This is a genomic window from Specibacter sp. RAF43, assembly GCF_052114065.1.
Taxonomy (GTDB): Bacteria; Actinomycetota; Actinomycetes; order Actinomycetales; family Micrococcaceae; genus Specibacter.
In genome coordinates, this window is record NZ_JBFREA010000003.1 from 70,010 (window position 1) to 82,755 (window position 12,746).

Genomic DNA, 12,746 nt, shown 5'->3' on the forward strand with positions numbered 1-12,746 from the left:
TTGGTCAACAACCCATTCGCGGAAACCATCATCGGCGGCTCCATGCTGCTGGCCATACCGGTCGCCCTGCTGGCCGGGTTGGTGTCGTTTCTCTCCCCCTGCGTGCTGCCGCTGGTCCCGGGATACCTGGGCTACGTCAGCGGGCTGGCCGGGGCCGACCTGCAAAACCAGCGCCGGGGGCGGATGTTCGCGGGCATCGGATTGTTTGTCGTGGGGTTTTCGGCCGTGTTCATGCTCATCGGGGCCGTCTTTGGCCAACTCGGTGCCTGGCTCAAGGGTGCCGACGCCGCCTGGGTGACGCAGGTGCTGGGCCTGGTGGTGATCTTGATGGGCGTCGTGTTCCTGGGCGGCATGGGCTGGTTCCAAAATGAGGCCAAGGTGCATGCGAAACCGCCGGCCGGGCTGTGGGGCGCCCCGGTGCTGGGCATCACGTTCGGACTGGGGTGGGCGCCGTGCATCGGACCCACTTTCAGCGCCGTGCAGACCCTGGTGCTTTCCGACGGCGCCTCCGCCGCCAAGGGCGCGTTCCTGACCTTTGTCTACTGCCTGGGGCTGGGCGTCCCGTTCCTGCTGATCGCCCTGGGCGTGCGCCGCGGCCTGGGCGCGCTGGCGTTCTTCCGCCGGCACCGCCGCGGGCTGCAATGGTTCGGCGGGGGCATGTTGATTGTGTTGGGGTTGTTGATGGTCACCGGGCAGTGGGGCGCCTGGATCAACCAGCTGCAATTCTGGTTTGCCGGTGAAGTGAGACTGCCAATCTGATGAGGGAAGACTCGGTGCAAGAAGCGCAAAGCAAGAAGCCGTCCGCGGAGGACGTCGAGGTGCCCCGGCTGGGATTTGTCGGCATGCTCCGGTGGTCGTGGCGGCAGCTGACCAGCATGCGCACGGCATTGTTCCTGCTGCTGCTGCTGGCCGTCGGCGCGGTCCCGGGGTCGCTGTTCCCGCAACGGGCCTCCAAGCCGGCCGAGGTCACCAAGTACCTGGCGGACAATCCGGTGTCCGGACCCATCCTGGACTGGTTCAAGCTTTTCGACGTCTACTCCTCGCCGTGGTTTGCCGCCATCTACCTGCTGCTGTTCGCCTCCCTGATCGGCTGCGTGATCCCGCGCGCCAAGATCCACTACAAGGCCATCCGCTCGGCCCCGCCGCGGACCCCGCGGCGCCTGTCCCGGCTGGCCGAGTACGGCACCGTGCAGATCCCGGCGGGCCGCGGCGTCGACGCCGCAACCGCCGTCCAGGATGCCGCGGCCGTGCTGAAATCGCGCGGCTACCGGGTGGACGTGCGGGACCTGGACACGGACCGCCCCTCCGTTGGCGCGGAAATCGGCTTCCTGAAGGAAGTGGGAAATCTGCTCTTCCACACCGCCATGATCGGTGTGCTGGCGGCCATCGCCTTCAGCGGACTTTTCGGCTACAGCGGCCAGCGCGTGCTGGTGGAGGGCGACACCTTCGTCAACACGCTGGTCGGGTATGACACGTTCAAGCCCGGCGCATATTTCAAGGATGGGCGGCTGGCGCCGTACTCGGTGCAGCTGGACAAGCTGGAGGTCAAGTACGACCGCGAGTCCAAGGCCCACTACGGCCAGCCCCTGGACTTCACCGCCACCCTGACCACCAAGGACGGGCCCGGGGCGGACGCCAGGAAGCAAATCCTGAAGGTCAACGACCCCGTCGCCCTGGGCGGAACCAACCTGTACCTGGTGGGCAACGGCTACGCGCCGGTCATCACCGTCAAGGACGGGCAGGGCAAGGTGGCCTTCCAGGGGCCCGTCATCGCCGTGCCCACCGACGGGGCCTACACCTCCCTGATGGTCCTGAAGGTTCCCGACGCCAGGCCCCGGCAGCTGGGATTTGTCGGATTCTTCCTGCCCACGGCCCTCGTGGATGAGAAGGGCGTGGCGTACGGCTCCGACCCGGACCCGTTCAACCCGCAGCTGAACCTGAACGCGTTTACCGGCGACCTCGGCCTGGACAACGGCATCCCGCGCAACGTCTACACGCTGGACACCTCCAAGCTCAAGCAAATCAACGGCCGCGACCTCAAGGCCGGCGGCATCGTGCTGGCGCCCGGGAACACGTACCAACTCCCCGACGGCAACGGCTCCATCAGCTTTGACGGGATCAAGCGCTTTGCCGCCCTGGACGTCCGCCACGACCCCGGCCAGGTGTATGTGCTCATCTTCTCCGTGCTGGCCCTGGCCGGGTTGATCGGCTCGCTGTTCCTGAACCGGCGCCGCGTGTGGATCCGCACCGGCAACCACCCGGACGGGCGCACCATGGTCGAATACGGCCTGCTGGCCCGCGGAGAGGACCATCGGCTGGCCGGCGAATCCGCCGCCATCGACAAGGCCCTGCACGCCAAATGGGTGGTGCCCACCGAGCCGACGGTGCATGATGGTAACCGGGCCGCCTCCAATGACCTAGACGCTCCCAACTCCGACGCCGGCTCCGGCGCCACCATGGCAAGTAAGGACCAGTAATGCCACAGATTAATGAAGGCCTTGGCGTGCTCAGCGAGCAATTCATGCTGATGGCCGCACTGGCCTACGTCGTCGCGTTCTGCGCCTACACGTGGGACCTGGTGACCTACAACAAGGCCATCCGGCAGGGCCTGGCCGCCGGCGCATCGCAGCAGGGGGCCGGGGCGCACCAGCTGGTGGGCGCCGGGGCGCAGGCCGCCGGCCTGGAGGCGGGCTCGGGCCTGGGCCTCGGCGCCGGTCCCGAGGGCCGCGGCGAGCGCCCCAGCAGCAAGACCCACTCCGGCTCGGACGGCATCACCGCCGGCGACACCATGCGTTACGGGCGCCAAAGGCGGGTCGTGGCGAGGGTGGCGGTCGCACTGACGGTGGTGGCCGCCGTCGTCCACGCCCTGGCCGTGCTCTTCCGCGGTCTGGCCGCCGGGCGCGTGCCGTGGGGCAACATGTACGAATTCTGCACCACCGGCGGGCTGGCCGTGGCCGTCGTGTTCCTGATTGTGCTCACCCGCCGCGACCTGCGCTTCCTGGGCACATTTGTCATCGGCCTGGTGCTGGTCATGCTCACCGCCGCGTCCGTGTCCTTCTGGACCCCCGTGGGCCACCTGGTGCCGGCCCTGCAAAGCTACTGGCTGGTCATCCACGTCTCCATCGCCGTGCTGTCCTCGGCCCTGTTCACGCTCACGTTTGCCATGTCCGTGCTGCAGCTGCTGCAGTCGCGGCGGGAGGCTGCCATCGGCGGCGGCAGGGCGGACCGGCTGCCGTTCATGCGGATGGTCCCGAACGCCCTGAGCCTGGAAAACCTGTCCTACCGGATCAACGGCATCGCCTTTGTGGGCTGGACGCTGACCCTCATGTTCGGCGCCATCTGGGCCGAAAAGGCGTGGGGACGGTTCTGGGGCTGGGATACCAAGGAAGTGTGGACGTTTGTAATCTGGGTGGTCTACGCCGGCTACCTGCACGCCCGCGCCACCCGCGGTTGGACCGGAACCCGCGCGGCCTGGCTGTCGATCGTCGGCTACTTGTGCGTGGTCTTCAACTTCACAATCGTGAACATCTACTTCTCCGGCCTGCACTCCTACGCAGGCGTGGGCGGCTAGGGGTCACGGCCCCTCGAGTGCGTAGATAAGGCGGTTCCCGGGGACGGGAACCGCCTTATCTACGCACTGGGCTCAGTGGAAGTCCTTTCGCACGCCCAGAACCCCGCGGAGCGACCGGCCGGCCAGGTTTTGCGGATCCGCCCAGCCGCCCCTGACCAGCATGCGGGCGATCTTGGTGACAACCACAGCCTCGCCCATCCGCAGGTCTTCCTTGTTGATCTTCACCTGGTGCCACCCCAACGATTCGGTGATGAAGTCCCGGTCGTGGTCCTTGGCCTGCTGTTCGGCGCTGAAATGGTGGTCGCCGTCGTATTCCGCGCACGTCTTGTACTCCTTGCAGACCAGGTCGGGGCAAACGACGGGGCACCCGGCCGCATCCAGCAGCGTGAGATTCGGTTCGAAGTCGGGCAGGCCGGAGCGGACGATGATCAGGCGCAGCCGCGTCTCCCGGGGGGAGTCCACGCCCACGCGGACCAAATCCATGGCCTGGCGCAACTTCTTCAGCCCGCGGCCGCCCCGATGCGCCGCGATGTACGTGTTCAGGGCCTCCAGTGGCACCCTGGCGAGCTTCCGTTGGCCAAAATGCCGGTCGTGTTCGCACACGATCTGGTCTCCGATTGCCACCAACGCATCCAGGCCCAGCAGCGGGGCCAGGTCCAAGAAGGTGCGCGGCAGGGACGTCACGGGCACCCCGCCCATCACGACCACATCCGAGGGCCCCAGATCCAGCCGGTGTCCCACAACATGCTTCCGGAGGGGTGCGCTGGCTCCCTTGGGACGGGACAGGTCAATCGGCCGTTCCCCTTCACACCACGACGGCAGGTACAGGCCATGGATTCTCGCCGCCGTGAGGTGGCTGATGACACCGGAATCCGTCACGGCCGTGTGGGGACGGCACCGGTCCAGCAGGCTAAACACGGCGTCCCGGGGTACCCGGATCCCGCGGCTGGGCGTCCACAGGTCGGGGGAGCGCGTACGCCCCCTGGACACCTTCGCCGCCCGGGCCTGCTCCAGGGTGAACGGCCGCTGGGCCAGGTGCAGGTGCAGGGGCAGGGGTGCGGGCTCTCTCATGAGTCCATTAGCGCCCAGTGGCGCACGCGGCGGGTGGCCTTGTGCCAGGAAGCGGCCATTTTGTGGATAACCGCGCCCGATTAGCCCTGAACGCCGCGGAAAAATCGGGCCCCGTGCCCCGAGTGCGTAGATAAGGCGGTTCCCATCGGTGGGAACCGCCTTATCTACGCACTCGACGCGTGCGGGCTAGTGCTTGGTCTCGTCGTTCGGGTGTTGGTCGCGCAGCCTGGCCTCGCGGGCGTCGAGTTCCTCCTTGAGCTTGCGCAGGCGCTCGGCCTCGGCCTTCTGCGCCCGGGTGACCTCGAGATTGCGCAGGAAGGCGGGGTCGTCGTCGGGGGCGGTGGAGCGGCTGGGGCGTGGGGAATACGAGGGCCCGGGGGCCGATCCGCCGACGCGCACTGAGGTGCCGGAGCCCGCCATGGCGGCATATTGCGGCCGGCCCAGGAAGAACCAGAGGAGCACGCCGATGAAGGGGAGCAGGATAATGACCAGTATCCAAGCGGGTTTGGGGATGCTTCGCACATCCGCGGGCGCGCTGCGGAGGCAATCAATCAGTCCGTAGATGAAGAGAACCACAACGAAGATCACTGGGATATAACGCATGCTCCATTCTAACGTTTTCCACCTAATCGGCACGATCGGGCGGCATTCAGCTTGACCCTCTAAACTGGATGCGTGGCTTTCTTCAAATACTCCCTGATCCGCGGCGTGCTGTTCCTGGCGTTCTTCCTCGTTGCCAAGATGGCGCTGAACTTCACTCCGCTCACCGCGGCCCTGATCGCCGCCTTGTGTGCTTTCGTGGTCAGCTTCATCTTCCTGCGCAGGCAGCGCGACGGCGCCACGGCCATCATTGCCGACCGCTTCGCCCCCAACGCGGACACCACCCAGTCCACGGGTGCCATTGCCGACGCCAACGCCGAAGACACGCTGGTGGACGGCAACCCCGATGTCTGGGTGGACGCGGACCGTCCGGCGCACCGCCCGCCCGTCACGCGGGAAGGCTAGCGGCGCGAACCCCCGGGGCTGCCGACGCCCTACCGCCCGGTCAACACCATGGCCGCGGCAAACAGGACACTGAAGCCGAGGTTGATCAGCCCGGTTTGCTTGAGCACCGGAATCAAACTCTTGCGCTTCCTGCCCGTGAGCATCAGCCAGCTGGGCCGGACCATGAACGGGACCAGCACCAGCACCAGCAGCAGCCACGGCTTCGCCGGCACCAGGACCAACATGGCGGCCACCGCCAGCGCCAGCATCACCACATAGCTGCGCCGCGCATTCGCGTCCCCCAGCCGCACGGCGAGGGTGCGCTTGCCCACGTCGCGGTCCGTGGGAATGTCCCGGACGTTGTTGGCCATCAACAGTGCGACGGCGATCAGCCCCGTGGCGACGGAGCCCAGGACCGCCGCCGCACTCACCGCCCCGGCCTGGGTGAACGTGGTGCCCAGCGTGGCCACCGGGCCGAAAAAGATGAACACGAAAACGTCGCCGAGGCCCATGTACCCGTACGGGTTCTTCCCGCCCGTGTAGCCCCATGCGGCCAGGACGGCGCCGGCGCCCACCAGCAGCAGCCACCAGGCCTGGGAGAGGATCACCAGCGCCAGCCCCGCCAGCATGGCCAGGCCCAGCGCGCCGAGGGCCGCCATTTTCACGTGCTGCGGCGCGGCGGCGCCGGAGCCCACCAGGCGCAGCGGACCCACCCGGACCTCGTCCGTGCCGCGGATGCCGTCGGAGTAGTCGTTGGCGTAGTTCACGCCGATCTGCAACAGCAGGGCCACCAGCGCGGCCAGGACGGCTCGGCCCCAATGGAGGGCGCCCAGATCGAAGGCCGCGGCGGTTCCAATGATCACCGGGGCAACCGCCATCGGCAGGGTCCGCAGCCGGGCCCCCTCAATCCACTGACCAGCTGTGGCCACAGGTGTGCTCCTAGCTTGTTGTGCGCGGTCGTGCGCGGGTTTGCGTTGGTGCTGCCTCCGCGGCGGCGTCGGCCAGGCGGGCCAGGATCGCCGCCCGGTCCGGCTTCCCGGTCGAGAGCACGGGCAGCTCGGGCACAAGCACCACGGTCTTGGGCACCAGGTGCGGCTCAAGGACGGCGGCCGCCCCGGCACGCACTTCCTCCGGGGTGCAGGAGGCGACAACCATGGCGGCGACCCGCTGCCCCCATTCGGCGTCGTCCACGCCGCCCACAAACACTTCGCGGACGCCGCGGACCCGCTGCAGCCCGCGCTCAACGGCGGCGGCGGAAATCTTTAGCCCGCCGCTGATGATGACGTCATCGACGCGGCCGAGCACGCGCAGGCGCCCCTCGCCGTCCCATTCACCCAGGTCCCCGGTCTGGTACCAGCGGACGGGCCCGCCGTCGAGCTCCTCGTCAAAGAACGCGGCGGACGTCAGGGCCGGATCGCCCAGGTACCCGGCGGCCACGACGTCCCCGCCCAGCCGGATCCGCCCGTCGCGGAGGGCCACGTGCACGCCGTCCAGGGGGACGCCGTCGTACACGCAGCCCCCGCAGGTCTCACTCATGCCGTAGGTGGTGACGACGTTGATGCCGGCCCCGCGCGCGGCCTCCAGGAGCACCGGGCTGGCCGGCGCGCCGCCGAGCAGGATGGCGTTGAAGCGGCGCAGCGCGGTCAGGGTCGCGGCGCTCGGATCGGTGAGCAGGCGGGTGAGCTGGGTGGGGACCAGGGAGGTGTAGCGGACCGTGTCGGTGAGCTCGCCGGCGGACGCCGTGAACGCCTCCGCGGTGAAGCCGCCGCGCAAGTCCATGACCCACGGGCGCGTTCCGGCGAACAGGCTGCGCACCAGAACCTGCAGCCCGGCCACATAGTGCGCGGGCAGCGCGAGCAGCCACTGGCCCTCCGCGCCGAGCGCAATGGCCGTGCCCATCGAGGACGCCGCCAGCGCATCCACGCTCAGCAGGGTGCGCTTCGGTTGGCCGGTGCTGCCGGAGGTCAGCACGACGGCGGCGATGTCGGCTGCGTGCCCGGCCGGCAGTCCCAGCTCGGCGTCCGGGATGAGTTTGAACTCGGCCGCGCCGGCGGGCCCGGCCATGATCTGGACGGCCGGGCCCTCGCCGGCCAGGGCCGCGGCGAGGGCCTTCAGGAGGGGTTCGATGGTCATGGGCGCCTTAGAAGTAGTACGGGAAGCTGGACCAGTCGGGGTCGCGCTTTTCCAGGAAGGCCTCCTTGCCCTCCACGGCCTCGTCGGTCATGTACGCCAGGCGGGTGGCCTCCCCGGCAAAGACCTGCTGGCCGGCCAGCCCGTCGTCGGCCAGGTTGAACGCGAACTTGAGCATGCGGATGGCCTGGGGGGACTGGCGGGCGATGTCCGCCGCGTACTCGAGGGCCACCTCCTCGAGGCGTTCGTGGTCGACGGCCTCGTTGACGGCGCCCCGGCGGACCATGTCCTCGGCGGAATATTCACGGGCCAGAAAGAAGATTTCACGGGCCGCCTTTTGCCCGATCTGGCGGGCCAGCAGCGCGGAGCCGTAACCGGCGTCGAAGGAACCCACCGTGGCGTCGGTCTGCTTGAACTTCCCATGCTGGCGGGAGGCGATGGAGAGGTCGGCGACCACGTGCAGGGAGTGCCCGCCGCCGGCCGCCCAGCCGTTGACCACCGCGATGACCACCTTGGGCATGGTGCGCATGAGCCGCTGGACCTCCAGGATGTGGAGGCGGCCCGCGCGGGCGGGGTCGATGGTTTCCTGCGTGTCCCCGTTGGCGTATCTGTAGCCGTCGCGGCCGCGGATGCGCTGGTCGCCGCCGGAGCAAAAACTGTGCCCGCCGTCCTTGGGGGAGGGGCCGTTGCCGGTGAGCAGCACGGTGGCCACGTCCGGAGTCATGCGGGCATGGTCCATGGCCCGGTACAGCTCGTCGACGGTGCCCGGGCGGAACGCGTTGCGGACGTCCGGGCGGTTGAAGGCGATGCGCACGGTGGGCAGGTCGCGGACGATCGTCCCGTCGTCGGCCCGTTCCACCTGGCGGTGGTAGGTCATGTCGGTGAAGTCGAAGCCCTCCACCACGCGCCAGCGGGTGGGGTCGAAAATGTCGGATACCTGCTCGGGGAGATTCTCTGCGCTCACCCTCACGATCTTAGCTGGCGGGGCGGCGCGGGCCGGCGTCAGCTGATGCAGAACTCGTTTCCTTCGGGGTCGGCCATGGTGAACCAGGCATGCGGGCCCTGGCTGGCCTCCCACAGGAACCTCGCCCCGCGCGCTTCCAGGCGGGCCCGCACCGCGGACTTGTCCTCGCCGCCGAGCCGCACGTCCCAGTGCACGCGATTCTTGCCGGCCTTCTCCCGATCCCCGGACTGGAAGAGGATCCGGGGTTGGCCGCTGCCGGCGTCCCGGCCGGCCGTGATCGCGGCGCCGTCCTTCCAGACCAGGACGCCGTTGTGCCGGAGGGTCTGGTCCTCGGCGGCAAATCCCTGGGCCACCATGGACCGGATGAATGCCTCGTCCGAGGGCTCCACGCTCCAGCCCATGGTTTCCGCCCACCAGTCGGCAAGGTCGTGGGGCTTGAAGGCGTCGACGACGATTTGCAGTGAATAGGCCATGGGAAAAAGTCTGCCGGAGAGGTCCGCCGGCCGTCCAGCGGCAGTTTTGCGGCATCCGCTAGTGTTTTTCCCATGGCAGTCATTGAACCGGTCACCCTGCACGGAAAGTACGTCACCCTCGAGCCCTTGACCGAGGACCATCATGACGGGTTGGTGGAGGCGGCCTCCGACGGTGAGCTGTGGAACCTCTGGTACACGCAGGTCCCGCGGCCCGAGGAGATGCGCGCCGAGATCCGGCGCCGCCTGGCCCTGCAGGAGGCCGGGACGATGCTCCCGTTCGCCGCCCGGCTCAACGCCGCGCCCGGGCGGATCATCGGCATGACAAGTTTTTGCAACATCGACGCGGAGCTGCCGCGGGTGGAAATCGGCTACACCTGGAACGCGGCCGGCGTGCAGGGCTCGGGCACCAACCCGGACAGCAAGCGGCTGCTCCTCGGGCACGCCTTTGAAACCCTTGGCTGCGTGGCCGTGGAGTTCCGCACCCACTGGATGAATATGCCCTCGCGTGAGGCGATTGCCCGCCTCGGCGCCAAGCAGGACGGTGTTCTGCGCTCCCATCGGCGCATGGCGGACGGCTCGTTGCGCGACACCGTGGTCTTCTCCATCCTCGCCGCCGAGTGGCCGCAGGTCCGCAACGGCCTGGACCTGCGCGTCGCCAAACGGCGCACATGAGGGCGAGCCCGGATCCGCACTGGGAGGGCGCCGTCAACGCCCGCCTCCTCGCGGGCGACATCTACCGGATGGGCCGCAGTGAGTGGCTCACCGAGCACGGCTGGCGGCAAGTCCACCGCGACGGCGTGCGGACCGTGATCGACCTGCGGAACCCCGGGGAGCGGGCGCGCCGGCCGACCGACCCGGTGGTGGGGCCGGAGGCGATGGCGGGGTTCGTGGTGGTCAATGTCCCCACGGAGGATCCGAACAACGTCGAATACCAGGCCCTGTGCCGCCCGTACATGAACCATCCCAACCTGTATGCGGACATCCTGCGGCTGTTCCCGGACCGGGTGGCCGCGGTGTTCAAGGAGTTGGCGGCCGCGCGGGGCAAGGTGGTGATTCACTGCTCCGCGGGTCGGGACAGGACGGGACTGATTGCCTCGCTGCTGCTGGCGCTGCTGGGGCAGGCGGACCGGGCGGTGCCGGAAGACGAGAAGGCCGCCCGCGGCATCAACGACTGGCATTTGGTGGCGCCCGCCAAGCACCCGTACGAGCACTACCTGGCCGCCGGCGAGCTGGCGGAGGTGGTGGCCGATCGCGGCCGGGCGCTCGCGGGGTTTGTGGACGGACTGGACGTGCGCGCGTTCCTGCTGGCCCACGGGGTCAGCGCCGCGGAGGTTGCGGCGGTCGTGGCCAGGTGCCGATGACCCGGGTACCCTCTAGTGCCGGGACGGTGCGGGGGGAATACTGGGAGCGGGAAGGAGCATCGCCATGGCCAAACTCATCTATGCGGCCATCACGTCGCTGGACGGCTACGTGGCGGACGCCGACGGCAGCTTCGACTGGGGCGTGCCGGATGAGGAGGTGCACGCGTTCATCAACGACCTGGAGCGCAGGATTGGCACCTACCTCTACGGCCGGCGTCTCTACGAGGTGATGATGGCCTGGGAAACAATGTACGGCCAGGCCGACCAGCTCCGGGTGGTGCGTGACTTCGCCAACATCTGGCACCGTGCCCAGAAGGTGGTGTATTCGGCCACCCTGCACCAGGCACCCACCGCCAGGACCCGCCTGGAACGCCGTTTTGATCCGGACGCCGTCCGCCAACTCAAGGCCGCGGCGCAGGAAAGCCTCTCCGTGGGCGGGGCGGGACTGGCGGGGCAGGCCCTCGAGGCGGGTTTGGTGGATGAGCTCCACCTGTTCCTCTCGCCCATCATCCTCGGCGGCGGCAAGCCGGCCCTGCCGGCCGGTGTCCGGACCGGGCTGGAACTGCTGGACCAGCGCACGTTCGGCAACGGCGTCGTCCATCTCCACTATGCGGTGACGGGCTAACGGGCGGGCAGGCCCCACAACAGATACGCCGAGGCGGCCGTCGCGGCGGCGATGACCAGGGCAAAGCCGGTGAGCCAGAAAAACGACGGCACGCCGGTGGCTCGGGACAGGATGTAGGCGTCGGAATTGGCCAGCTGCTCGCGCCGGCGTGTGTGCACGGCGGCCACCTTGACCCAGTCGCGCACCGCACCCACGCCCAGGGCGATGCCCAGGCCCAGGACCACATAGCTGAGCGTGCGGGCGTCGGCGAACATCACCAGGGTTTGCGCGATGGCGGCACTGCACAGGGCCACCACAATCCCGGTGAGGTTGCGCAGGAAGATGAGTGCGGCCAGCAGCAGCAATGCCCCGATGGACATGGCCGCCCCCGCCCACCCGGCGGACACCGACCACACCAATGCAACGCCCACCACGGCCGGCGTCGGGTAGCCCCMAAAACCCGACCATGCGGCGCCGAACCCGCGGCGGCCGCTGCTGGTCAGCTGCCCGGAGTGGTCCAGCCCGATGCGGAGCCCGTGGACCACCCGCCCCGTCATGAGCGCGGCAAACGCGTGGCCCAACTCGTGCACAAATGTCACATACAGCCCAAACCAGCGCCAGGTGGCCCGCGGGATGCTCAGCACGATGGCCCCCGCCAAAATGCCGGCCAGCACCGGGACGGGCACCGCGGGCGCGTCGGTGCGGGCAAAGCCGGCCAGCACGGCCCGCCACCAGTCGGACACGGCTCCAAGAAGTTCTGCAGTCAACACGCCTCGAAGCCTATGCGAAAACGCCGGGACTTCCTGCGCCGAGCGTGAAACTCCTTGCCACCGGGCGACTCCGCGGGTTGGCTGGAGCGCATGGCAAACATCCTGATCCTCGGCGGCACCGCATGGCTGGGCCGGACCATCGCGGCGCTGGCCCTGGACCGCGGCGACGCCGTCACCTGCCTGGCCCGTGGGGAATCCGGCGGCTTCCCCAAGGGTGCGGCCACCGTCGTGGCGGATCGGAACGGGCCGGGCGCCTACGCCCGGGCCGCCGGGACGCACTGGGACCTGGTGGTGGAACTGACCCGCCTTCCGGCCCATGCCCGGGCGGCGGCGCAGGCGCTGCAGGCCAGGAACTGGGTGTTCGTCTCCTCCTGTTCCGTCTACGCGGACCAGTCCAACCCCGGGGCGCGCGAGGATGCGCCGCTGCTGACGCCCCTGGGCGCCAAAGAGCCGTACTCGCCCGAGCTGTACGGCGAAGCAAAGTCCGGCTGCGAGCGGGCGACCACGGCAACCCGCGGCGAGGCGGCCCTGTTGGTCCGGCCGGGCCTGATCGGCGGCCCCGGCGACCCCACCGGCCGCAGCACCTACTGGCCGCTGCGCCTGGCCGATCCGCGCGAGCCGGTGCTGGTCCCCGTCGACGCCGGAGCCGCCCGGGACCCACAGGTGCAAGTCGTCGATGTGCGGGACCTGGCCGCGTTCATCCTCGACGCCGGCCTGGCCGGGCATGGCGGTGCCGTCAATGCGGTGGGCCCCGGCATGTCGCTGGCGGACGCGCTGACGGCGGCGCGGGTGGCGGCCAGCACCAATCCCCGGCTTGC

Annotated in this window: 14 protein-coding genes and 1 pseudogene; 8 read left to right on the plus strand and 7 right to left on the minus strand. The window is 69.1% G+C overall.

The annotated features are described in order from the left end of the window. The first annotated feature begins 42 nt into the window (after window positions 1–42). The 3 genes from AB4Y80_RS02690 to ccsB are packed head-to-tail and all read left to right on the plus strand — an operon-like array spanning window position 43 to window position 3,571. A complete protein-coding gene (locus tag AB4Y80_RS02690; RefSeq protein WP_442211868.1) occupies window positions 43–759 on the plus strand; it encodes a cytochrome c biogenesis CcdA family protein in 717 nt (238 codons plus the stop codon). Continuing rightward, a complete protein-coding gene (gene resB / locus AB4Y80_RS02695) occupies window positions 759–2,477 on the plus strand; it encodes a cytochrome c biogenesis protein ResB (protein ID WP_442211773.1) in 1,719 nt (572 codons plus the stop codon). Before AB4Y80_RS02690 ends, resB begins: the two co-directional genes overlap by 1 nt. Beyond that, the gene (gene ccsB, locus AB4Y80_RS02700) at window positions 2,477–3,571 is read left to right on the plus strand and encodes a c-type cytochrome biogenesis protein CcsB (protein WP_442211774.1); all 1,095 of its coding nucleotides are present in this window, start codon (window positions 2,477–2,479) and stop codon (window positions 3,569–3,571) included. Before resB ends, ccsB begins: the two co-directional genes overlap by 1 nt. A gap of 72 nt (window positions 3,572–3,643) precedes the next feature. On the opposite strand, the gene AB4Y80_RS02705 is transcribed toward ccsB, so the two are convergent. Together AB4Y80_RS02705 and AB4Y80_RS02710 are read right to left on the minus strand one after the other, a co-directional pair. Further along, a complete protein-coding gene (locus tag AB4Y80_RS02705) occupies window positions 3,644–4,642 on the minus strand; it encodes a DUF559 domain-containing protein (protein WP_442211775.1) in 999 nt (332 codons plus the stop codon). A 186-nt stretch (window positions 4,643–4,828) separates the two neighbouring features. After that, the gene (locus AB4Y80_RS02710; RefSeq protein WP_442211776.1) at window positions 4,829–5,245 is read right to left on the minus strand and encodes a PLD nuclease N-terminal domain-containing protein; all 417 of its coding nucleotides are present in this window, start codon (window positions 5,243–5,245) and stop codon (window positions 4,829–4,831) included. Window positions 5,246–5,317: 72 nt separating this feature from the next. On the opposite strand from AB4Y80_RS02710, the gene AB4Y80_RS02715 reads away from it, so the two are divergent. Continuing rightward, a complete protein-coding gene (locus AB4Y80_RS02715; protein ID WP_442211777.1) occupies window positions 5,318–5,647 on the plus strand; it encodes a DUF4229 domain-containing protein in 330 nt (109 codons plus the stop codon). Window positions 5,648–5,676: 29 nt separating this feature from the next. Here the strand turns inward: AB4Y80_RS02715 and AB4Y80_RS02720 are convergent, their stop codons facing one another. From AB4Y80_RS02720 to AB4Y80_RS02735, 4 genes are read right to left on the minus strand one after another with little or no spacing between them, the layout of a single operon-like run. Next, window positions 5,677–6,555 carry a 1,4-dihydroxy-2-naphthoate polyprenyltransferase gene (locus tag AB4Y80_RS02720; protein WP_442211778.1) on the minus strand — a complete coding sequence of 293 codons (879 nt, stop codon included), beginning with the start codon at window positions 6,553–6,555 and terminating at the stop codon, window positions 5,677–5,679. Between the two features lie 10 nt (window positions 6,556–6,565). Continuing rightward, window positions 6,566–7,759 carry an AMP-binding protein gene (locus AB4Y80_RS02725; RefSeq protein WP_442211779.1) on the minus strand — a complete coding sequence of 398 codons (1,194 nt, stop codon included), beginning with the start codon at window positions 7,757–7,759 and terminating at the stop codon, window positions 6,566–6,568. Window positions 7,760–7,766: 7 nt separating this feature from the next. Beyond that, on the minus strand, window positions 7,767–8,720 hold the full coding sequence (locus AB4Y80_RS02730; protein WP_442211780.1) for a 1,4-dihydroxy-2-naphthoyl-CoA synthase: 954 nt from the start codon (window positions 8,718–8,720) through the stop codon (window positions 7,767–7,769). 38 nt (window positions 8,721–8,758) lie between these two features. After that, the gene (locus AB4Y80_RS02735) at window positions 8,759–9,193 is read right to left on the minus strand and encodes a VOC family protein (protein WP_442211781.1); all 435 of its coding nucleotides are present in this window, start codon (window positions 9,191–9,193) and stop codon (window positions 8,759–8,761) included. Between the two features lie 72 nt (window positions 9,194–9,265). On the opposite strand from AB4Y80_RS02735, the gene AB4Y80_RS02740 reads away from it, so the two are divergent. The 3 genes from AB4Y80_RS02740 (at window position 9,266) to AB4Y80_RS02750 (ending at window position 11,179) form a co-directional block, all read left to right on the plus strand. Next, window positions 9,266–9,865, plus strand: a complete 600-nt coding sequence (locus AB4Y80_RS02740) for a GNAT family N-acetyltransferase (protein WP_442211782.1) — start codon at window positions 9,266–9,268, stop codon at window positions 9,863–9,865. Beyond that, complete coding sequence (locus tag AB4Y80_RS02745) at window positions 9,862–10,554, plus strand: tyrosine-protein phosphatase (RefSeq protein WP_442211783.1); 693 nt, start codon at window positions 9,862–9,864, stop codon at window positions 10,552–10,554. The genes AB4Y80_RS02740 and AB4Y80_RS02745 overlap by 4 nt, the downstream gene beginning before the upstream one ends. 64 nt (window positions 10,555–10,618) lie before the next feature. After that, window positions 10,619–11,179 (plus strand): dihydrofolate reductase family protein, encoded by a 561-nt coding sequence (locus tag AB4Y80_RS02750; protein ID WP_442211784.1) that lies wholly within the window; start codon window positions 10,619–10,621, stop codon window positions 11,177–11,179. On the opposite strand, the gene AB4Y80_RS02755 is transcribed toward AB4Y80_RS02750, so the two are convergent. Next, window positions 11,176–11,928 carry a M50 family metallopeptidase gene (locus AB4Y80_RS02755; protein WP_442211785.1) on the minus strand — a complete coding sequence of 251 codons (753 nt, stop codon included), beginning with the start codon at window positions 11,926–11,928 and terminating at the stop codon, window positions 11,176–11,178. The two genes, AB4Y80_RS02750 and AB4Y80_RS02755, sit on opposite strands and share 4 nt — an antisense overlap. 90 nt (window positions 11,929–12,018) lie before the next feature. On the opposite strand from AB4Y80_RS02755, the pseudogene AB4Y80_RS02760 reads away from it, so the two are divergent. Continuing rightward, window positions 12,019–12,579: pseudogene (locus AB4Y80_RS02760) on the plus strand (NAD-dependent epimerase/dehydratase family protein); the annotation flags it as partial. Between the last annotated feature and the right edge of the window lie 167 nt (window positions 12,580–12,746).